The following is an 18,910-nucleotide window of genomic DNA, read 5'->3' on the forward strand; positions in this document are numbered from 1 at the left end:
AGCGTAGGCGGTCGCGTCACACAAACGGAGCAGGCACCGGTAGGTTCAACCGTGGCGTCCGCCGACTGCTCGACGGACGTCCGTTTCGGGCGTTTTACCCGCGAGGAGGCTGGTCGTGCACGTGGTGATCATGGGCTGCGGCCGCGTGGGGGCCTCGATGGCCCACGCGCTGGAGCGCCTGGACCACACCGTCGCCGTGATCGACAAGGACGCGCAGGCCTTCCGCAGGCTCGGCGCCGACTTCCACGGCCAGCAGGTGGTCGGTCCCGGCTTCGACCGCCAGGTGATGATCGAGGCGGGCATCGAGCGCGCGGGCGCCTTCGCGGCGGTCTCCAGCGGCGACAACTCCAACATCATCTCCGCCCGGGTGGCCCGGGAGACCTTCGGCGTCGACCACGTGGTCGCCCGCATCTACGACCCCAAGCGCGCCGAGGTCTACGAGCGCCTGGGCATCCCGACCGTGGCCACCGTGCCGTGGACGACCGACCGGTTGCTGCGCACGCTGCTGCCCGACGGCGTCGCCTCGGCCTGGCGGGACCCGTCGGGCAAGGTCGCGCTGCTGCAGGTGCCGGTGCACGAGGGCTGGGTCGGCCGCACGGTCCGCGACTTCCAGAGCGCCACGGGCTGCCGGGTCGCGTTCATCATGCGGTTCGGCACCGGCGTGCTGGCCGAGTCGAAGACGGTCATCCAGGCCGACGACCAGGTCTATGTCGCCGCGCTCTCCGGCACGGTCACCGACGTCACGACGGCCGCCGCCCAGGCGCCGGAGGAGGGTCACTGATGCGCGTCGCGATCGCCGGAGCAGGCGCTGTCGGCCGCTCCATCGCCGCCGAACTGGTCGGCGGCGACCACCAGGTGATGCTCATCGAGCGTGAGGCCAAGCAGTTCGAGCCGCACACGGTCGAGCAGGCCGAGTGGGTTCTCGCCGACGCCTGCGAGCTGGCCTCCCTGGAGGACGCGGGCATCCAGCTGTGCGACTGCGTCATCGCCGCCACCGGCGACGACAAGGTCAACCTCGTGGTCTCGCTGCTGGCCAAGACGGTCTTCGCGGTCAAGCGCGTGGTCGCCCGGGTCAACGACCCGTCCAACGAGTGGCTGTTCACCTCGGCCTGGGGTGTGGACGTCGCCGTGTCGACCCCCCGGGTGCTCGCGGCGATGGTCGAGGAGGCGGTGAGTGTCGGCGGGCTGGTGCAGCTGCTGACCCTGCGCCAGGGCCAGGCCAACCTGGTGGAGATGACGCTGCCGCACGACACCCCGTGGGCCGGGCGGGCGGTGCGCGAGATCAAGCTCCCGCGCGACGCCGCCCTGGTGACGATCCTGCGCGGCGGCCGGGTCATCGTGCCGCAGCCGGATGACTCGCTCGAAGGCGGCGACGAGCTGCTGTTCGTGGCTTCCGCGGATGTCGAAGGCGAGATCAGAAAGGCCCTCGGCCACTAGAACGACGAAAGGCCCGCACCGATCGGTGCGGGCCTTTCGCTTTTGAAGGCTTACTTCGCGACGCGCAGCTTCTCGATGCGCTGCGGGGTGGGCCAGCGGACGTTGGACGCCCAGCCCAGCTTCTCAAAGATCCAGATCGTGCGCGCCGAGATGTCGAGTTGGCCGCGCAGCACGCCGTGGCGGGCGCTGGTCGGGTCGGCGTGGTGCAGGTTGTGCCAGGACTCGCCGAAGCTCAGGATCGCCAGCGGCCAGAAGTTGGACGCCTTGTCGCGGGACTTGAACGGCCGCTCGCCGATCATGTGGCAGATCGAGTTCACCGACCACGTCACGTGGTGCAGCATCGAGATCCGGACCAGGCCCGCCCAGAAGAACGCGGTCAGCGCGCCCCACCAGGACCAGGTGATCAGGCCGCCGAGGACCGCCGGGAGGACCAGCGAAAGCGTCGTGAGCAGGATGAACAGGCGGTCGACGGCCTTGAGGTCGTCGTCGGCGACCAGGTCGGGGGCGAAGCGGTCGACGGTCGTGCAGTCGCGGTCGAAGAGCCAGCCGACGTGCGAGTGCCAGAAGCCGCGGGCGATGGCGACCGGTCCGGTGCCGAAGAGCCACGGGGAGTGCGGGTCGCCCTCCTTGTCGGAGAACGCGTGGTGGCGGCGGTGGTCGGCGACCCACTCGATGACCGAGCCCTGCGCGGAGAGCTGACCCGCGACGGCGAGCGCGATCTTGAGGCCGCGGTTCGCCCGGAATGAGCCGTGGGTGAACAGGCGGTGGTAGCCGATGGTCACGCCGAGGCCGCTGATCACGTAGAACGTGGCCGCGAGGGCGATGTCGACCCAGCCCAGGCCCCAGCCCCAGGCGAACGGCACGGCCGCGGCGAGGGCGAGAAAGGGGATCACGACGAAGGCGTAGACCGCGGCCTGCTCGGCGAAGCCTCTGCGGCGGTCGGTGAGGGGTTTCGATCCGGGTGCGGCGGGTGGCGGTGTGGCTTCGAGAGTGGTCGTCACTGCTGGCTACCTCGGATTTCCCGGCGTCTCCCCCAAGACGTCCCTACGGTTACGTAACCGTAAGTCTACGCGACGGCGGGCTTCCGCAGAATGGCTGGAAGGGAAACTTCTCCGGGTACGAAACAGGCCACCACCCCGTGGGTGATGGCCTGCTCGACGTCGGTGTCAGGAGGTCTCGCCGTATTTGGCGCGCAACCGGGCCTCGACCTGCTCGTCGGTTTCCTCGGTGGCCTCGCGCAGTTCCTGGCGGTGCTTGGCGCGGCGGACGGCCCACACCGTCACGGCCAGCGCGACGGCGAAGAGCGGGTAGCCCATGGCGAGGCGGGCGACGGCCAGCCAGCCGGTGAGGTCCTCGTCGTAGAGCCACTTCTGCACCACGTACCGCGCGGCGAACACGGCGACGAAGGTGAGCGTCGCGATGTCATAGGCCTGGCGCGACGGCTTGTCCTGGCGCCAGCTCTGGCCCAGACCGTTCAACAGGGACCAGATCACGCCGACCAGCGGCCTGCGGATCAGCACCGACAGCAGGAAGACCCCGCCGTAGACCAGGCTGGTCCAGATGCCGAGCAGGAAGAAGCCCTTGGCGGAGCCGGTCTGGTTCGCGATGAACGCGGCGATCGCGACCCCGAAGAAGCCGGAGATCGCGGGCTGCAGCGCCTCCTTGCGCACGACGCGCAGGACGGTGATCAGCACGGCGACGCCGATGGCGCTCCAGATGCCGACCGTGAGGCCGAACAGGGCGTTGGCGAGGACGAACACCAACACCGGGACGGACGAATAGATCAGCCCGCTGACTCCGCCCATCTGCTCCAGCAGCGTGGGCATGGGCTGATCGTCGTCGGCGGGCTTGTTGACCTCAGGGGCCGGTTGCGTCATGTGGTGGTCTGCAGCTCGTAGTAGGGGTTGTACAGAACCTTGCGGCCGTCGCGGACCGCGATCCGGCCCTGCGCCTTGACGGTTCGGCCCGGCTCGATCCCCGGGATCCGGCGACGACCGAGCCAGACTAGTGTCACGCCCTCGGTCCCGTCGAACAGCTCGGCCTCCAACGTGGCCACCGCGTCCCGCGGACACAGCTCGACGCTCCGCAGCCGGCCGAGAACAGTCACCTCGTCACCGGAGTGACACTCACTCGCCCGCCGCGCGCCGTGCGCCTGGGCCTGTTCGGACAGGTCGTCAGCGTCGAGCACGTCCACGTCGGTGGTCAGTCGTTTGACCAGACGGTGCCAATAACCGTCCCCCTTGGTGCCCATGTGAATCCGCTTCCGTGGTGGGGTCGGCCCCGACGAACGACCCATGCACAATCAGGTTAACCGCGTGGGGTACGAAGAGGACAAGGAACGAGGCGTCAGTGTGACCCAGCCGCCGACTGGCGCCCGCACCGCCGTACTGCTGCCCGGGACCGGCTCCGACGACGTGTTCGTGCGCTCGGTGTTCGACGTGCCGCTGGCCGCCGTCGGCCTCAAGGCGGTCCTGCCCGCGCCGATTCCCGGAGCGGACCTGGTCAGCGCCCATCTGGCCGCCCTGGACGAAGCCGCCCGGGACGAACCGATCGTCGCCGGAGGCATCTCCCTGGGCGCCCACCTGGCAGCCGAATGGGCCCTGCGCAATCCCGACCGCTGCGCGGGGCTGCTGCTGGCCCTGCCCGGCTGGCACGGCAAGCCGGAAGCAGCACCGGCCGCCGTCGCAGCCCGCTACAGCGCCGCCTCCGTCCGGGCGCTGGGCCCCACAGCCGCCATCGCCGCCGCGATCGCCGACGTCCCCGGATGGCTGGCCACAGAGCTGACGCGAGCCTGGACCGGCTACGGCGACGCCCTGGCCGACTCCCTGGACACCGCCGCCGACCGACCCGCCCCCACCCTCGACGAACTGGCGGGCCTGACCATGCCGTGCGGCGTGGCGGGCTGCACGGACGACGCCATCCACCCGCTGGAGATCGCCACCGCCTGGACCCGAGCCCTCCCCCGAGCCGCCTTGTGCACGACCCGACTGGAGATCATCGGCGTGGACCCGGAGGCCCTGGGCCGGGCCACGGTGCTGGCGTGGCTGAAGGCGAGCCAGGGGTGATCGAGTACGTCGCTGTCGCCCGCATCCCCGAAGGCGGCCTCGAAGCGTTCCTCGCCTATGAGTCGACCGTGCTTCCCCTCCTCTCCGACCACGGCGGCCGTCTCGACCGCAGACTCCGATCACTCGATGAACGCACCGAGGTGCACCTGCTGTCCTTCGCCGACGAGTCCGGCCTCACCACCTACCGCGCCGACCCCCGCCGCGCCGCTGCGGCGCATCTGCTGGCGGCCTCGGGTGCGACGGTTGAGCTGGTGCCGGTCGTTGAGGTGGCGGCCGAAGAGCCGTAGGCCACTCCCCGCGGGCGCAGGGGTCGGCCAGTCGTAGCCACTTGCCTGCCGGTCACCGACGAGCCGTGGGCCTCGGGCGGCTGCCCTGGGTTTTGGGACGTGGTTGCGCACCACGAGCAGGTAAGCCGGGTGCTTTCTCGGGCTGGTGCCTGTTCGGGTGGTTCGCCTTGATTTGGGGCCCCTCGAAATGGGCCGTGCGGGTCAAAAGGCGAGCTCAAGGAACCTCACCCGCACCGCGATTTTGGCCCATTTCACCCCAAATCAAGGCGAACCACCCGAACAGGCCGTTGGGATCGGCCCCTTGCGTTGCCGGGGTAGCCGCACCACCCTGTGCGGGCAGCTCCGGGCTGGGGCCTGGCTGGGTGGGCCCGTCCTCAGGCCGCCGCCTTCTCCTCCCGGCTCACCATCACCGCGCACCGGGACAGATCCGGTCCCACCGATCTGGCGTCCAGTTCGACGCTGAGGCGCTGCCTGCCCTCGGCCAGGTGTTCCCGGTGGTACAGCCTGCCGGTGACGATGACCGGATCGCCTCTCTTCAGGGAGGCGGACACGTTCTGCCCCAGCGTGCGCCAGCAGTGGACGGACAGGAACATCCGCTCGCCGTCGGACCACTCGCCGGTGTCGCGGTCGTACCGCCGCTCCTGGGCCACCATGCGAAAGCTGACCACCTGGACATCGTCCCCGGTGCGCCTGCGCGTGAGCTCGCCGCAGATCCAGCCCACGACCGTCACCACCGTCTCGAACACGTTCCCGCTCCTTCCGCCGCTGCTGTCCCGACCACGTTGCCGCGGCAACGGTGGGGACGGCCAGAGGGCAGGGCGGAGCTGTGGACCGAGCCTCGGTCGCTGTGGACCACCGGGGCTCGGCCGGCGAGAAGTGTCAGACCTGTGTGCTCACTGCTCCGCTTGGGCGATGTGTTCGGCGATGGCCTGCGGCAGGTCGATCTGCAGCGGCGTGCGGACCGGCATCGGCTGGGTGCCGCGCACGACGACGGTGCTGCGCACCATGGCCCGCAGGGCTTCGGCGCTGGTGTCGGCCAGGTCCGGGGGGCCCGCGACGACACCGCGCAGCATCCAGCGGGGGCCGTCGACGCCGACGAAGCGCAGGGAGACCTCACCGAGGGACGCGCTCAGTTCCTGCCCCCAGTCGCCGACCTGGCTGCGGACGGTGGCGCCGTCGGAGCGAAGCTGCTCGGCCAGTTCGCCGCAGACCTCGCGCCAGAGGCCGCCGGACTTGGGCGCCGCGTAGGCGTTCAGCGTGAGCTGGCCGACCGGGGTGAGCACGTGCACCGCCCGGACCGGGCCACTCGGGTCCATCTCGACCTGCAACTGGGCGCCGTCGGGCACCGGGATGCGGACCGACCCCAGGTCGAGCCGGGGGAAATCGTCCTCGGGGGCTTCGGACTCGTCGAACGGCCCGTCGTCGCGGGCCACGAGTTCGTCAGAGGCGTCAGAGTCATCGGAATAGTCGTCGAAGTCCTCATCGACGACGGCCGGTTCATCGGCAGTGCGCTTGCGGCGCCCGAACAGTCCCACCTAGTCCTCCGTCCCCGCCGAGCCGGTGAGCACCTGGTGCCCGCCGGTCGACCCGTATCCCCCGGTGCCGCGCCGGGACTCCCCCAGCTCGTCCACCTCGCGGAACACCGCGTGCTCCACCCGCTGCACCACCAGCTGCGCGACCCGGTCTCCGCGTCGCAGGCTGATCGGTGTGGTCAGGTCGTGGTTGATCAAACAGACTTTGATCTCCCCGCGGTACCCCGAGTCGATCGTGCCAGGCGTGTTCACCACGCTCAGCCCCGCCTTGGCGGCCAACCCGGATCGCGGATGGACGAAGCCGGCGAACCCCTCGGGCAGGGCGATGGCGATGCCCGTTCCGACGGTCACCCGCTGTCCCGGGGCGATGATGACATCCACGGTCGTCACCAGATCGGCCCCCGCGTCGCCCGGACGGGCGTATGACGGCAGGGGGACGTCCGGATCGATCCGGGTGAGCAGGACCTCCACGCTGGGCACGAGCGGCGAGACTACCCTGGCTTCGTGACAGATACCTCAGGCACGGGTGCGCGCGCACCCCAAACCACCGGCGAGCGCTACCGCGAGCGCCTGTATGTGACCTGGTACTGGTGGCCGCTGCCGCTCATCGCCGCGGGCCTGCTGGCCGCCGAGATCCACATGGGCTACCCGGGTGTCCGGGCGTGGCTGCCGTACCTGGTGATCGTGCCGCTGGCGCTGTTGCTCATCGTGAAGTCGGGTCGCACGAAGGTGGCCGTCGAGGACGGCGAGCTGCGGGTGGCCGACGCGCACCTGCCGTTGGAGTTCGTCGGCGAGGTCGAGGTCTTCGGGGCCAAGGACAAGCGCCGCGTGCTGGGTCCGAACCTCGACCCGGCCGCGTTCATGCTGCACCGGGGCTGGGTGGGGCCGCTGGTGCGGGTTCAGGTCACCGATCCCGCCGACCCCACGCCGTACTGGGTGTTCAGCACCCGCAGGCCCGAGGAACTGGCCGCGATCCTCCGAGGCAACAGCACGGCATGAGGACAGCCGGGCTCCCCGAAGGGAGGCCCGGCTGTTCCAGGTCGTGCTCGTCCGACGCGCTGCGTTGTGGGCTTTACGCGCAGTCGCGGCAGACGTACGTGCCGCCGTTGTCCTCGGCCAATCGGCTGCGGTGGTGCACAAGGAAGCACTTCGAGCAGGTGAACTCGTCGGCTTGCTTGGGCACCACGCGAACGGTGAGGTCTTCACCCGAGAGCGCGGACAGATCGGCACCAGGCAGCTCGAAGCTCTCCGCCGTGTCCGTCTCGTCCACATCGACGACACCGGATTGGTTCTCGTTCCGCCGCGCCTTGAGCTCTTCAAGAGAGTCCTCAGCGAGATCGTCCGCCTCGCTGCGGCGCGGTGCGTCGTAGTCGGTAGCCATCTTCTTTCACCCCTGCGGTCCATCAGGATGTGGGTCGTGCCGCTGGTCAACGTTCCAGCACCCCGGTTTGTGCCCGCCACTAGAGTGACGGTGGTCTCGCCGGTCGCGTCGGCTTGGCACAGCCGTCCGAATCGATTCGGCAGGCTTCTTCGGCGACCGGAGCGGGCAGAGGGTAGCTCATAAGCGGCCGCTCATGCACAGCATCACCCGAGTGGGGGTGTTTCGGGCGCGTCGGGAGCCCGGATGAGATCATCTAAAGCGTGTTGCGGTCCGGACACGTTCCTTGCCCACCAGCGGGTGGCGTGGTGCGATTCCCCGAAATGGATCACGTTTAGGGCGGCCCCGGGAGGACAATCCTGGAGCCGAGGTCCGCGAACACAGCCCGGGCTGCGAAATCCGCGGATTCCAATAGGCTGATCAGCAGCGACAGTCGAGTCGGGACAACCGGCTCCCAATGCCTACGGGGGTAGGGCATGGTGTTCGTAGGAAGGGCGCGATCGTGGCGGCCGGCAACGTGACGCGAAGCGCGCCTGGAGGCCGTTACCGCAAGCGGCGTCCGCTCCCGGCGCTGATCCTCATCGTGATCCTCGGCGTCGCCGCGGGCATCGTCTGGCTCCAGGTGATCAAAGCCGACCGGTCGACCGCGCACGAGATGACCTGTTCCCCGCCGCCCGCGGTCACCGCCGACGGCACCACACCCCCGCCACTGGGCGAGACCCTCGACCGCGCGGGCCTCGACAAGACCCACCCCGCCCCCGCGGGCACCGCGCTGGTGCGCGTGATCAACGCCAGCGGGCAGAACCGCCAGGCGGGCGCCGTCACCGAGACCCTGCGCGAACTCGGCTTCACCCAGATCGCCGACCCGGCGAACGACCTGGTCTACCCGCGGGGGTCGCTCGACTGCCGCGCGCAGATCCGGTTCGGGCAGCAGGGCATGTCAGTCGCACGGACGCTGAACATCCTGGAGCCCTGCGCGGAACTGGTCCGCGACGAGCGCCAGGACGCCACCGTCGACTTCGCCATCGGCCAGAAGTTCGACCACCTCAAGCCGAGCCCGGAGGCCCGCAAGGTCGTCGAGACGCTCGCCGAGTGGGCCGCGTCGAACCCGGACGCCCAAGGCGGCCTGCTGGCCGACGGCAGCTCCGCCGCCCCCATCCCGCAGGACCTGATCGACGGCGCCCTAGACCAGCGCTGTTAATAATCGCCGCCGGCTCCGATGTCGATGAGGGTCGCGCGCAGCGGGTCCGCGATGGCCGGTGCGGCGGCGTAGACGGCGTCGTGGCCGAGTTCCGGGTCCTCCCCGGGCAGCGACACCAGAGCGCCCGCCTCGGCGGCGATGAGGGCACCCGCGGCCCAGTCCCACGGCGAGAGCCCCCGCTCGTAGTAGGCGTCCACCCAGCCCGCCGCCACGGCGCACAGGTCCATGGCCGACGACCCGCCCCGGCGGATGTCGCGGACCCGGGCCAGCAACCGGGCCGCGACCGCGGCCTGAGCCGTGCGCCGCTCCCGCGAGTACGCGAAGCCGGTCGAGACGAGTGACAGCTCGACCGACTCCGGCGTGGCCACCCGCAGCGGCCTGCCGTCGAGCCAGGCGCCCTCGCCCTTCGCCGCCGTCCACACCCGCCCGCTGACCGGCTCGACGATGGCCCCCGCGACCGAGTGCCCGTCGACCCGCGCGGCGACCGACACGCAGTACCAGGGGTAGCCGTAGAGGTAGTTGACCGTGCCGTCGATCGGGTCGACGACCCAGGTGACCCCGTCGCCGATGGCGCCGCCGTCCTCCTCGCCCAGCACGGCGTCCTCGGGACGCAGTTCGGCGATGCGCTCACGGATCAGGCGTTCGGCCGCGCGGTCCGCGGCGGTGACGACGTCGGTCGCGGTCGACTTGGTGTCGACGTCCTGGATGGCGCTCTCGCGGGCGGTCCGGGCGAGGTCGGCCGCCTGGCAGGCGACGTCTACCGCGATCTTGAGCAAGTCGTGTGGGGTGAGAGTCACGCGGCCTATCCGACCACACGCCCCGGACGACGGCTAATGTCTGCGGACATTGGTTCTGAATCGAACAGGAAGGTCGAGCGATGGGTGCGGCAGCAGGCCAGGGCTTCGGCGTCGACATCGGCGGATCCGGCATCAAGGGCGGCGTCGTGGACCTCGCGACCGGCAGGCTGATCGGCGAGCGCGTGCGCATCGCGACGCCGAACCCGTCCACCCCGGACGCGGTCACCGAGGTGGTCGCCGAGATCGTGGCCAAGTTCGCGTGGGACGGGCCGGTCGGCGTGACCCTTCCCGCGGTGGTCAAGAACGGCGTCACGCACTCGGCGGCCAACATCGACAAGGCGTGGCTCGACACCGACGCCGCCGCCGTGTTCGGAAAGCGGCTCGAACGTGACGTAGTCGTGCTCAACGACGCCGACGCCGCCGGGATGGCCGAGATCCGCTACGGCTGGACGGGCGACCGGGAGGGCGTGGTGGTCCTGCTGACCTTCGGCACGGGCATCGGCAGCGCGCTGTTCCTCGACGGCAAGCTCGTCCCGAACACCGAGTTCGGCCACCTCGAGATCGACGGCCACGACGCGGAGACGCGCGCGGCGGCGTCGGTGAAGGACGAGGAGGACCTGTCGTGGACAGAGTGGGCGCAGCGGGTCACCCGCTACATCTCGGCCCTGGAGAACCTGATCTGGCCTGACCTGATCATCGTGGGCGGCGGAGTCAGCAAAAAGGCCGATAAGTGGCTTCCGCTGCTCGAAGTGCGGACCAAGATCGTCGCCGCGGAATTGCGCAATGACGCGGGCATTGTCGGTGCGGCGGTGGCCGCGGCCGGGGCCTGAAAGCACGACTCGGGCGACTTTCGGTCTTGGCGTGTCCCGGCGACACGCCGCGCGTCGCTACAATGGAACACGCCCATGGCTCAGGCAGCCGCAGGGCACTCCCCCGAACTCCGGCAGCGACCAGGTGTTTTTCCAGTTTGGCGCCGCTGTGATGGACAGTTGTGAAAGGGCGTACGTGGCAGCCGCACGAACCGCAACCCGACGCTCCACCGCGTCGGCAAGCGCCGCCAAGACGACCAAGAGCGAGCCGTCGGAAGAAGACCTGACCGCCGCGACCAAGACGCCGGCCAAGAAGGCCGCGGGCGCCAAGACGCCGCGCGCGCCGAAGAAGGCCGCCGCGGGCAAGGCCGCGCCGAAGAAGGGCGACGGCCCCGAGGGCGAAGAGCCCGAGGACGCCGACAACCCCGACTTGGCCGACCTCGAAGAGGTCGAGGTCGAGCCGGTGGAAGAGGTCGCCGAGGAGCCCGAGGAGAAGGACCCCAAGGAGCCCGGCAAGGACGGCGACTTCGTCTGGGACGAGGAGGAGTCCGAGGCGCTCCGCCAGGCCCGCAAGGACGCCGAGCTGACGGCGTCGGCCGACTCGGTGCGCGCCTACCTCAAGCAGATCGGCAAGGTCGCGCTGCTCAACGCCGAGGAGGAGGTCGAACTCGCCAAGCGGATCGAGGCGGGCCTCTACGCGGCGGAGCGGGTGCGCAAGTCCGAGGACGAGAGCGAGAAGCTGCAGCCGCAGATGCGGCGCGACCTGCGCTGGATCGTCCGGGACGGCGAGCGGGCCAAGAACCACCTGCTCGAGGCGAACCTGCGGCTCGTGGTGTCGCTGGCCAAGCGCTACACCGGCCGCGGCATGGCGTTCCTGGACCTGATCCAGGAAGGCAACCTGGGCCTGATCCGCGCGGTCGAGAAGTTCGACTACACCAAGGGCTACAAGTTCTCGACCTACGCGACGTGGTGGATCCGCCAGGCCATCACCCGCGCGATGGCCGACCAGGCGCGCACCATCCGTATCCCGGTGCACATGGTCGAGGTCATCAACAAGCTCGGCCGCATACAGCGTGAGCTGCTCCAGGACCTGGGCCGCGAGCCCACGCCCGAAGAGCTCGCCAAGGAAATGGACATCACCCCGGAGAAGGTGCTGGAGATCCAGCAGTACGCCCGGGAGCCCATTTCGCTCGACCAGACGATCGGCGACGAGGGCGACAGCCAGCTCGGCGACTTCATCGAGGACTCCGAGGCCGTCGTGGCCGTGGACGCGGTGTCGTTCACCTTGCTGCAGGACCAGCTCCAGTCGGTCCTGGCCACGCTGTCGGAGCGCGAAGCGGGCGTCGTCCGCCTGCGCTTCGGCCTCACCGACGGCCAGCCGCGCACGCTGGACGAGATCGGGCAGGTCTACGGGGTGACCCGTGAGCGCATCCGCCAGATCGAGTCGAAGACGATGTCGAAGCTGCGCCACCCGTCGCGCTCGCAGGTGCTTCGGGACTACCTCGAATAAGCCGAGGACCGCTTACGGACGCCGTCCGCTCCTTCGTGGAGCGGACGGCGTCTTTGTCTTCGGGTTCAGTCGAGCAGAGCACGCGCCCAGGTTTCGGCGTGCCGCTCGATGTGGTCCGCGGCGAGCCGCCACGTCGTGCCATGGCCCTCCAGCCAGAGGCGGGTCCACGGCTGGGTGCCCGCGGCGGCCTGGGCGGCCAGGAAATCGTGCATCGATCTGGCTCGCGGGCCGAGAAGACGAAGCAGCGCGTGCCGTTGCGGTTCATCGAGGCCGTAGGCGTCAACCAACGACTTCAATCGGCGGGCCGCCACGGTCGTGGCCGTCGTAGCCGACAGCTGGGCGAAACCCTGCGCGGCGTAGGCCGGCGTCCCACAGGCGGGTTCCGGGGGCGGCGGTGTCCCAGTCGATGAAGGCCCAGCGCCGCTCACTCACCACCAGGTTCCACGGCGCGAGGTCGTGGTGGGCGATGGTCTCAGCCCCGTCAGCCGGGATGAGCACCTGCCACGTCGAGTCGGCGGGTGGGACGAAGTCCGCGACCGCGTCGTGGAAGTCTCGGATCAATCTGCCCACACCCACCATCGCCCGGTCGGGCTCCAGCCGGGTGCCCGCGACCGGCCAGGGCACCTCACCGGGCACGAATTCCAGGACCTCCCGGCCCCGCTCGTCAATGCCCAGCGGTCGGGGCGCGCCGGGGAAGCCGACCGATCGCAGGTGTGTCAGCAGGGCGTGCACCGATGGCGTCCAGGGGCCTACCGGGCGGCGCACGGTGTCTCCGACTCTGACGACGCCGGTGCTCGCGTTTCCACCGGTGAGCGGGATCTCCTCCACGACGGACCTAATCCCCTGAGCTCTCCTCTATCTGCTGCATCTTGCGCCAAGCGAGTCCCGCTGCCCGTTCGGCCTCTTTCGCGTCCCGGCGGGCCAGCTGGAGGGTGCGGCGGGCCTCTAGTTCGGCCACCTCCGCGGCGTCGAGCTCCGCGTTGAGGTCTCGGACGCGTTTTTCGGCTGCTGTCACAGCGTCCTCGGCTTTTCGGATGGCCTTGTCTGCCGCGGTGCGTTCGGCTTCGGCGGCTTTTACCTGGGCCTTCGCCTCGGCCAGGGCCTGGCGGGCGGCGGCCTTGCGGGCGCGGGCGTCGTCGGGCTTGGCGCGCGGTTTGGGTTTCTCCGCGGGCTTCTTGGCGGCGGGTTTCGACGGCGGGGACAAGGACAGGCCGGGCCAGGTGGGGGCGATGGCCAGGTCGCGGGCGGTGGTGATCCGGCCCGCGCGCAGGACTTCGGCGGCTTCGGGGGTGGCGACGGCGGCGGTGAACATGTCCTCGAGTTCACGGGTGATCGCGTCGGTCAGCTTGGTGCCGCCCGCCAGGCCGACGAGGGTGCCGATCAGCTCGGTGCGCTGCCGGGTCAGTGCCCTCAGCTCCGAGCCCGACGCGTTGCCCGTGGCCTCACGGAGTTCGTCGCCGAGGGAGATCAGGGACTCGATCTCGTCCGGGTGTTCGCGGGCCAGCCGGTTGACCAGCCAGGCGGCCGTGGTGGGCTTCGCCAGCTTCTCGATGGCCGCCGCACCCTCTTTGTCGCCCGCCTCCCTGGCCTGGCGGGCGAGTTCGCGGCGGGCGGGGATGAACTCCTCCCGCGGCAGCCCGTACAAGTCGTCGACGCTCACACCGACCATCATGTCCGAACCGGGCGGGTGACACGATGTGGACGTGGTCTACCAGCAGCTGATTCGAAGCACCCTGTTCAAACTCGGCGGCGGCGATCCCGAGATCGCCCACACCCGCACGATTGCGGGCCTGACCCGCCTGGCGAAAGTCCGCCCGGCCGTGTCCGTCCTGCGCCGCTACTTCGGCACGTCGAAGACCGTGCGGGCGTTCGGTGTGGACTTCCCCGGCGTCGTGGGGCTCGCGGCGGGGATGGACAAGGACGGGCACGCGTTGCGGGCTTGGCCCGCGCTCGGGTTCGGGTTCGTCGAGGTCGGGACGGTCACCCAGCACCCGCAGCCGGGCAACCCGAAGCCGCGGCTGTTCCGGCTCACCGACAGCGAGGCCATCGTCAACCGGATGGGCTTCAACAACGCCGGCGCCGACGCGCTAGCCTCGCGGCTGCGCGCGACCGGGCCGGTCGGGGTGCCGCTGGGCATCAGCATCGGCAAGTCCAAGGTGACGCCGGTCGACGAGGCCGTGGAGGACTACCGGCACTCGCTGCGCGCGCTGCACGAGTTCGGCGACTACTTCGCGATCAACGTCAGCTCCCCCAACACCCCCGGGCTGCGGGGGCTGCAGGACCGGGCGGCGCTGGACGTGCTTGTCAGCGAGCTGCGCAAGGAGTCGACGAAGCCGCTGCTGGTCAAGATCGCCCCCGACCTGACCGACGACGCGATCGCCGAGGTGCTGCAGGTCTGCGCCGACCACCGGGTCGACGGGATCATCGCCACCAACACCACGCTCAGCCGCGAGGGCCTCGCGCCGTCCGACGTCGAGACGGGTGAGGAGGCAGGCGGTCTGAGCGGGCGGCCGCTCGCCGAGCGGGCGCGCGACGTCGTGGCTTTCGTGCACAAGGAGAGCGGGCTGCCGGTGATCGGCGTGGGCGGGATCTTCGACGCCGACGGCGCGCTGCGGATGCTCGACGCGGGCGCCACCCTGGTGCAGCTCTACACCGGGTTCATCTACGAGGGTCCGCCGCTGGTGCGCCGGATCAACCGCGCGGTCGCCGCACGATGACCTCGTCGCCGCGGCCGCGCCACCAGCGCAGCAGCGGGTAGGCCAGCACGATGAACATCGAGCCCCAGGCGATGCCCTCGATCGTGAGCTCGCCGATGGTGATGGTCAGGTTGCCGACGCCGGCGACCACGGCCGCCGCGGCGACGAGCTGGTTGACCGGGTCGGTGAAGTCGACCTTGTTGGCCATCCAGATGCGGACGCCGACCAAGCCGATCATCCCGTAGAGCAGCAGCGTGGCGCCGCCGAGGACACCGTCGGGCATGGTGTTGACCAGCGCGCCGAACTTCGGGACCAGGGACAGCAGGATGGCGGTCAGCGCGGCGACGGCGTAGGTGGCGGTGGAGTAGACCTTGGTCAGTGCCATGACGCCGATGTTCTCGGCGTAGGTCGTCGTGCCCGAGCCGCCGCCCGCGCCCGCGAGCGTGGTGGCCAGGCCGTCGGCGATGAGCGCGTCGCCGACGCTGCCGTCGAGGTTGCGGCCGGTGACCGTGCCGACGGCTTTGACGTGCCCGGCGTTCTCCGCGACGAGCACGATCACGACGGGGATGACGAGTAAGACCACCGACGGACGCAGCTGCGGACCGCTCAGTTCGGGCAGGCCGAACCAGGGCGCGGCGGCGAGCGCGGCGACCCGGTCGTCGCTCAGCGCGTCGGTGAAGACGGCGAACGCCCAGCCGACCAGCATGCCGATCAGGATCGAGACGCGGGAGAGCAGACCGCGCGCGACCCCGCAGACCAGGATCGTGGCGAGGGTGACCACGGCGACCACGGGCTGCTTGGCGAACGACTGGGTGGCGGTGGGCGCGAGGTTGAGGCCGACCAGGACGACGACCGCGCCGGTGACGACCGGGGGCATCACCGAGTCCAGCAGCCGCACGCCGAGGGCCTTGACCGCGACGCCGACACCCATCAGCAGCAGACCGGCTGTGAGCACGCCTCCGAGCTGCGCGGCCATGCCCTCGTCGCGGGTGGCCATCAGCGGTGCGATGAACGCGAACGACGAGCCCAGATAGCTGGGCACGCGGTTGCGGGTGATGATCAGGAAAAGCAGGGTGCCGACGCCGGAGAACAAGAGCGTGGTCGTCACCGGGAAACCGGTGAGGGCGGGCACCAGCACCGTGGCGCCGAACATCGCGGCCACGTGCTGCAGTCCGAGCCCGATGGTCAGCGGCCAGCTGAGCCGTTCGTTCGGGGCTACCTGATCACCATCACGGACGCGGCGGCCGTCACCGTGCACGGACCACACCGTCAATGCCGCCTCCACCCACGCCCGGGATTTGTCGGTGCATGGTGCCACAGCAGGTAGTCGCCAAGTCGATACGACACCGTGATGTTCACACAGATGCCCTAGTGACCGGTGGTGAGCCGGTAGCTCTAGGCAGGCATCCAGGACAGGGCGAGGGCGTACGGGTCGACGACGTCGCCGCGACCGGTGCCGATCCACTCGACCGCGACGTCGAGCATGCGGGAGGCGCGGGTGCGGTCGATGTCGCTGTTGTCGACGATGTCCCAGAAGCGGTCCTCGTAGGCCGCCGCTTCGGCCACGCGGTCGGCAACGGTCTCACGCAGTGCTGCCAGGTCGATAGCGGCCACGGCGGGCTCCCCTCGGGTCGGTTCGAAGAGGAGACGGTGGATCCGGGCGGCCATGACGTGGTGCTGGGCAGTGATCATGGGCACAGCGTCGGCGGCTCAGGAGGACGGCGGTCGTTCGCTCTCGGCCGCCAGGGCGTCGCCGAGGGTTTGGATCCGGGCCCAGCAGGCCACGGCGGGCAGGCCAAGGACGAAAGCGGCGGAGAGTGACCGGTTGAGCTCGACGGTGCCCGGGTGCGGGAGGAACCCCATCCACACGGCCACCACCGGTGCCATGAAGAAGGCCGCCGCGGCGAGCAACAGGGCCATCACGATCCGCATGCGCAGCTGTCGGCGCAGCAGTTGGCTTCGGTCGTCCATCTCGCCCCCCTCGGGTCGTTAGTGGGACGCACGTCCGGCCCGGTTCGCTCCCCCAAGCGTCAGGAAAGCTCACGCAGTGCGTGGGCGAGGCCGGCGAGGTGGTCGGTTGCGTCGACGAGTTCGGTTCGACCGTGGCTGGGGGTGCTGGCGGCCAGGGCGTGGCCCGCGGCGGCGACCAGGCGGCAGTAGCCGTCGATGCCCTCGTCGAGGTGGGTCCGTAATCGCCGGACGCCGTCGGAGAGGGCCGCGCGGTCGGACGACGGGGCGTGGTCTCGGGCGCGTTCGACGGCGTGGAGTTGGGCGGCCGTGGCGCGCAGTGCCGTCGCCGCGTCGGCTCCGGTGCGTCGGGCCTGGTCGACCGAGTCGGCCGGGACCATGGCGCCGCGGGCGAGCTGCGACAGCAGTTCGTGGAGGGTGTCCTCGGCCTCCTCCAGGCGACGCATCGGTTCGCGGGCCTGGGAGCCTCGGGCGGGCAGTGGCGCGGGGACGCGGATCGGCTCCGGCAGCGGCTGCTTGTGCAGCCGCCTGGACTGGATGCCCGCGCTGACCGCCATGAAGCCCGCGATGACGGTGGCGCCGATCAGGACGCCGGGGCCCGCGCCAGGGGACTCGACGGCGGTCTGCAGGACGGCGGCGCCGCCACCGGTGGTGACACCGGTGGCGGTCCACAGCCTGGTACGTCTCGCCGCCTTGCGGCGCTCCCGCACGGCCTTGGCCCGCGGATCACGCCACTTGGCGACTGCGCCGCGGAGCTGGTCCACGTAGGGGCCGCGCACGTGCTGGCCTACCAACTCTCCGAGCTTGATCAGCTCGCGCCTGCGCGACCCCGTCATCGTCTGGTCAGGAACCGGCCTGCGGGTTGGCCTTCTGCTCCTGGGCCACCCGCTGCTGGATCTCCGCCTGGATGTTGGCCGTCGGCGCGGACGCCGCCGGTCCGCTGGTGACCTCGCCCGCGACCTTGCCGCCCGCCATGGACGCGCGGATCTGCTCGAGCCGCGAGTGGCCCGCCATCTCCGTGGTGGAGGCCTGGACCTCCATCATCCGGCCCTGCACCGAGTTCTGCGCGAGCTCGGCGGAACCGAGGGCGGTGGTGTACCGCTTCTCGATCTTGTCGCGGACCTCCTCGAGCGACGGGGTGTTGCCCGGCGCGGCGAGCTCGCTCATCTGGTTGAGCGACTTGGAGACCTGCTCCTGCATCTTGGCCTGCTCGAGCTGGCTGAGCAGCTTGGTGCGCTCGGCGAGCTTGTTCTGCAGGACCATCGCGTTGCGCTCGACGGCGGTCTTCGCCGAGCCCGCGGCCTGCAGCGCCTGGTCGTGCAGCGTCTTGAGGTCCTCGATGCCCTGCTCCGCGGTGACGAGCTGGGTGGCGAAGGACTGCGCGGCGTTCTCGAACTGCGTCGCCTTCTGCTCGTCGCCCTTGGACCGGGCCTCGTCGGCCAGCACGAGGGCCTGCCGGGCCGAGGCCTGCAGCTTCTCGACCTCACCGAGCTGGCGGTTGAGCTTCATCTCCAGCTGGCGCTGGTTGCCGATCACCGCCGCGGCCTGCTGTGAGAGGGCCTGGTGCGCGCGCTGCGCCTCCTCGATGGCCTGCTGGATCTGCACCTTCGGGTCGGCGTGCTCGTCGATCTTCGACGAGAACGACGCCATGAGGTACTTCCAGAACTTCACGAACGGGTTGGCCATCTCCTCCGCCTGCCTTCTTCGTACCTGCCGGATCACTGGACCCCGCTGCCGACCACGAAACGGCAACGCTCCGGCACCGTTGTGGGTTCCATCGTGTCAGGTGCGTGGAAGCCGTACCACCAGACCCAGCAGATTTCAGGGTTCCCTCTGAGATCAACCCTGATGCCCGGACCGGCTCTGCGGGTGATCCCCGACCAGGGCGGCGGTCAGCGCGGCCAAACGGGCGGCCAATACCGCGGGATCGGGGTGTGGCCCGCGGATGTCGTCGCGCACCCCGCGCAGTCCGTCCACGGCTGTGACCTGCGCCGACGCGTCGGCGGCTCGCTCGATCGCGGCGACAAGCTCCGCCGCGGCCCGACGGACCGGACCCAGCGTCGTGGATCTCAACGCCACATCATCGATATCGGCCAGCAGTCGTCGGGATCGCGCGGTCGCGGAATCAGCCCGTGCTCGGCCGGGCGCGCCCATGGGACGCCGGTGCGCGCCGGTCAGTACGGGAATGGCGGCCGCCACCACGACGGCGGCCGCGATCGCGACCATGGCC

Annotated in this window: 26 protein-coding genes; 9 read left to right on the forward strand and 17 right to left on the reverse strand. The window is 70.3% G+C overall.

Annotation, left to right across the window (positions count from 1 at the left end):
• Window positions 1–115: 115 nt before the first annotated feature.
• Together C8E96_RS32360 and C8E96_RS32365 are read left to right on the forward strand one after the other, a co-directional pair.
• Complete coding sequence (locus C8E96_RS32360; RefSeq protein WP_091371215.1) at window positions 116–781, forward strand: potassium channel family protein; 666 nt, start codon at window positions 116–118, stop codon at window positions 779–781.
• Window positions 781–1,437 (forward strand): potassium channel family protein, encoded by a 657-nt coding sequence (locus tag C8E96_RS32365; protein WP_091371213.1) that lies wholly within the window; start codon window positions 781–783, stop codon window positions 1,435–1,437. The genes C8E96_RS32360 and C8E96_RS32365 overlap by 1 nt, the downstream gene beginning before the upstream one ends.
• Before the next feature lie 50 nt (window positions 1,438–1,487).
• Here C8E96_RS32365 and C8E96_RS32370 read toward each other — a convergent pair whose 3' ends face one another.
• The 3 genes from C8E96_RS32370 to C8E96_RS32380 all read right to left on the reverse strand — a co-directional run bounded on the left by C8E96_RS32370 (window position 1,488) and on the right by C8E96_RS32380 (window position 3,688).
• On the reverse strand, window positions 1,488–2,438 hold the full coding sequence (locus C8E96_RS32370) for an acyl-CoA desaturase (protein WP_091371211.1): 951 nt from the start codon (window positions 2,436–2,438) through the stop codon (window positions 1,488–1,490).
• 165 nt (window positions 2,439–2,603) lie between these two features.
• Window positions 2,604–3,314 carry a DUF3159 domain-containing protein gene (locus C8E96_RS32375; protein WP_091371209.1) on the reverse strand — a complete coding sequence of 237 codons (711 nt, stop codon included), beginning with the start codon at window positions 3,312–3,314 and terminating at the stop codon, window positions 2,604–2,606.
• Window positions 3,311–3,688 carry an OB-fold nucleic acid binding domain-containing protein gene (locus tag C8E96_RS32380; RefSeq protein WP_091371207.1) on the reverse strand — a complete coding sequence of 126 codons (378 nt, stop codon included), beginning with the start codon at window positions 3,686–3,688 and terminating at the stop codon, window positions 3,311–3,313. The genes C8E96_RS32375 and C8E96_RS32380 overlap by 4 nt, the downstream gene beginning before the upstream one ends.
• A gap of 64 nt (window positions 3,689–3,752) precedes the next feature.
• Between C8E96_RS32380 and C8E96_RS32385 the strand changes: the two genes are divergently transcribed.
• Window positions 3,753–4,502 carry an alpha/beta fold hydrolase gene (locus C8E96_RS32385; protein ID WP_228769723.1) on the forward strand — a complete coding sequence of 250 codons (750 nt, stop codon included), beginning with the start codon at window positions 3,753–3,755 and terminating at the stop codon, window positions 4,500–4,502.
• Window positions 4,478–4,789, forward strand: a complete 312-nt coding sequence (locus tag C8E96_RS32390) for a hypothetical protein (protein WP_228769722.1) — start codon at window positions 4,478–4,480, stop codon at window positions 4,787–4,789. The genes C8E96_RS32385 and C8E96_RS32390 overlap by 25 nt, the downstream gene beginning before the upstream one ends.
• 374 nt (window positions 4,790–5,163) lie before the next feature.
• Here C8E96_RS32390 and C8E96_RS32395 read toward each other — a convergent pair whose 3' ends face one another.
• The 3 genes from C8E96_RS32395 to dut form a co-directional block, all read right to left on the reverse strand.
• Window positions 5,164–5,535 (reverse strand): single-stranded DNA-binding protein, encoded by a 372-nt coding sequence (locus C8E96_RS32395; protein WP_091371200.1) that lies wholly within the window; start codon window positions 5,533–5,535, stop codon window positions 5,164–5,166.
• 147 nt (window positions 5,536–5,682) lie between these two features.
• Entirely contained in the window at window positions 5,683–6,324 is a 642-nt protein-coding gene (locus C8E96_RS32400; protein ID WP_091371197.1) for a DUF3710 domain-containing protein, read from the reverse strand.
• A complete protein-coding gene (gene dut / locus C8E96_RS32405; protein WP_176926727.1) occupies window positions 6,325–6,801 on the reverse strand; it encodes a dUTP diphosphatase in 477 nt (158 codons plus the stop codon).
• Between the two features lie 24 nt (window positions 6,802–6,825).
• On the opposite strand from dut, the gene C8E96_RS32410 reads away from it, so the two are divergent.
• Complete coding sequence (locus C8E96_RS32410) at window positions 6,826–7,320, forward strand: DUF3093 domain-containing protein (RefSeq protein ID WP_091371193.1); 495 nt, start codon at window positions 6,826–6,828, stop codon at window positions 7,318–7,320.
• A gap of 73 nt (window positions 7,321–7,393) precedes the next feature.
• Here C8E96_RS32410 and C8E96_RS32415 read toward each other — a convergent pair whose 3' ends face one another.
• Entirely contained in the window at window positions 7,394–7,702 is a 309-nt protein-coding gene (locus tag C8E96_RS32415; RefSeq protein ID WP_091371191.1) for a DUF4193 domain-containing protein, read from the reverse strand.
• Between the two features lie 514 nt (window positions 7,703–8,216).
• Here C8E96_RS32415 and cei point away from each other — a divergent pair.
• Complete coding sequence (cei, locus tag C8E96_RS32420) at window positions 8,217–8,900, forward strand: envelope integrity protein Cei (protein WP_228769721.1); 684 nt, start codon at window positions 8,217–8,219, stop codon at window positions 8,898–8,900.
• Here cei and C8E96_RS32425 read toward each other — a convergent pair.
• Window positions 8,897–9,697 (reverse strand): inositol monophosphatase family protein, encoded by an 801-nt coding sequence (locus C8E96_RS32425; protein ID WP_091371186.1) that lies wholly within the window; start codon window positions 9,695–9,697, stop codon window positions 8,897–8,899. The two genes, cei and C8E96_RS32425, sit on opposite strands and share 4 nt — an antisense overlap.
• 80 nt (window positions 9,698–9,777) lie before the next feature.
• On the opposite strand from C8E96_RS32425, the gene ppgK reads away from it, so the two are divergent.
• Both ppgK and C8E96_RS32435 read left to right on the forward strand, forming a co-directional pair.
• Complete coding sequence (gene ppgK, locus C8E96_RS32430) at window positions 9,778–10,527, forward strand: polyphosphate--glucose phosphotransferase (protein ID WP_091371184.1); 750 nt, start codon at window positions 9,778–9,780, stop codon at window positions 10,525–10,527.
• Between the two features lie 175 nt (window positions 10,528–10,702).
• Entirely contained in the window at window positions 10,703–12,016 is a 1,314-nt protein-coding gene (locus tag C8E96_RS32435; RefSeq protein WP_091371181.1) for an RNA polymerase sigma factor, read from the forward strand.
• Window positions 12,017–12,081: 65 nt separating this feature from the next.
• Here C8E96_RS32435 and C8E96_RS34360 read toward each other — a convergent pair whose 3' ends face one another.
• The 3 genes from C8E96_RS34360 to C8E96_RS32445 form a co-directional block, all read right to left on the reverse strand.
• A complete protein-coding gene (locus C8E96_RS34360; RefSeq protein WP_228769720.1) occupies window positions 12,082–12,228 on the reverse strand; it encodes a hypothetical protein in 147 nt (48 codons plus the stop codon).
• Between the two features lie 67 nt (window positions 12,229–12,295).
• A complete protein-coding gene (locus C8E96_RS32440; RefSeq protein WP_228769719.1) occupies window positions 12,296–12,844 on the reverse strand; it encodes a phosphotransferase in 549 nt (182 codons plus the stop codon).
• Window positions 12,845–12,851: 7 nt separating this feature from the next.
• On the reverse strand, window positions 12,852–13,676 hold the full coding sequence (locus tag C8E96_RS32445) for a hypothetical protein (protein WP_133794935.1): 825 nt from the start codon (window positions 13,674–13,676) through the stop codon (window positions 12,852–12,854).
• A gap of 43 nt (window positions 13,677–13,719) precedes the next feature.
• Between C8E96_RS32445 and C8E96_RS32450 the strand changes: the two genes are divergently transcribed.
• The gene (locus C8E96_RS32450) at window positions 13,720–14,733 is read left to right on the forward strand and encodes a quinone-dependent dihydroorotate dehydrogenase (protein WP_091371460.1); all 1,014 of its coding nucleotides are present in this window, start codon (window positions 13,720–13,722) and stop codon (window positions 14,731–14,733) included.
• Here C8E96_RS32450 and C8E96_RS32455 read toward each other — a convergent pair.
• The 6 genes from C8E96_RS32455 to C8E96_RS32480 form a co-directional block, all read right to left on the reverse strand.
• On the reverse strand, window positions 14,708–15,979 hold the full coding sequence (locus tag C8E96_RS32455) for a uracil-xanthine permease family protein (RefSeq protein ID WP_324187086.1): 1,272 nt from the start codon (window positions 15,977–15,979) through the stop codon (window positions 14,708–14,710). The two genes, C8E96_RS32450 and C8E96_RS32455, sit on opposite strands and share 26 nt — an antisense overlap.
• A 128-nt stretch (window positions 15,980–16,107) precedes the next feature.
• A complete protein-coding gene (locus C8E96_RS32460) occupies window positions 16,108–16,404 on the reverse strand; it encodes a hypothetical protein (protein WP_091371174.1) in 297 nt (98 codons plus the stop codon).
• Between the two features lie 18 nt (window positions 16,405–16,422).
• A complete protein-coding gene (locus tag C8E96_RS32465; RefSeq protein ID WP_091371172.1) occupies window positions 16,423–16,683 on the reverse strand; it encodes a hypothetical protein in 261 nt (86 codons plus the stop codon).
• A gap of 59 nt (window positions 16,684–16,742) precedes the next feature.
• Window positions 16,743–17,516, reverse strand: a complete 774-nt coding sequence (gene pspM, locus C8E96_RS32470) for a phage shock envelope stress response protein PspM (protein ID WP_091371170.1) — start codon at window positions 17,514–17,516, stop codon at window positions 16,743–16,745.
• A 7-nt stretch (window positions 17,517–17,523) separates the two neighbouring features.
• Window positions 17,524–18,366 carry a PspA/IM30 family protein gene (locus tag C8E96_RS32475; protein ID WP_091371168.1) on the reverse strand — a complete coding sequence of 281 codons (843 nt, stop codon included), beginning with the start codon at window positions 18,364–18,366 and terminating at the stop codon, window positions 17,524–17,526.
• 153 nt (window positions 18,367–18,519) lie between these two features.
• On the reverse strand, window positions 18,520–18,906 hold the full coding sequence (locus C8E96_RS32480) for a hypothetical protein (protein ID WP_091574967.1): 387 nt from the start codon (window positions 18,904–18,906) through the stop codon (window positions 18,520–18,522).
• Window positions 18,907–18,910: the final 4 nt, after the last annotated feature.

The organism is Actinokineospora alba (assembly GCF_004362515.1).
Taxonomy (GTDB): Bacteria; Actinomycetota; Actinomycetes; order Mycobacteriales; family Pseudonocardiaceae; genus Actinokineospora; species Actinokineospora alba.

Bases quoted from the DNA above. Each gene is read 5' to 3' on its own strand.
- ppgK (WP_091371184.1), top strand. From the start codon at position 9,778: ATGGGTGCGGCAGCAGGCCAGGGCTTCGGCGTCGACATCGGCGGATCC.
- C8E96_RS32475 (WP_091371168.1), bottom strand. From the start codon at position 18,366: ATGGCCAACCCGTTCGTGAAGTTCTGGAAGTACCTCATGGCGTCGTTC.
- C8E96_RS32380 (WP_091371207.1), bottom strand. From the start codon at position 3,688: ATGGGCACCAAGGGGGACGGTTATTGGCACCGTCTGGTCAAACGACTG.
- C8E96_RS32465 (WP_091371172.1), bottom strand. From the start codon at position 16,683: ATGGACGACCGAAGCCAACTGCTGCGCCGACAGCTGCGCATGCGGATC.
- C8E96_RS32460 (WP_091371174.1), bottom strand. From the start codon at position 16,404: ATGATCACTGCCCAGCACCACGTCATGGCCGCCCGGATCCACCGTCTC.
- C8E96_RS32480 (WP_091574967.1), bottom strand. From the start codon at position 18,906: ATGGTCGCGATCGCGGCCGCCGTCGTGGTGGCGGCCGCCATTCCCGTA.
- C8E96_RS34360 (WP_228769720.1), bottom strand. From the start codon at position 12,228: ATGCACGATTTCCTGGCCGCCCAGGCCGCCGCGGGCACCCAGCCGTGG.
- C8E96_RS32365 (WP_091371213.1), top strand. From the start codon at position 781: ATGCGCGTCGCGATCGCCGGAGCAGGCGCTGTCGGCCGCTCCATCGCC.
- C8E96_RS32415 (WP_091371191.1), bottom strand. From the start codon at position 7,702: ATGGCTACCGACTACGACGCACCGCGCCGCAGCGAGGCGGACGATCTC.
- C8E96_RS32375 (WP_091371209.1), bottom strand. From the start codon at position 3,314: ATGACGCAACCGGCCCCTGAGGTCAACAAGCCCGCCGACGACGATCAG.
- pspM (WP_091371170.1), bottom strand. From the start codon at position 17,516: ATGACGGGGTCGCGCAGGCGCGAGCTGATCAAGCTCGGAGAGTTGGTA.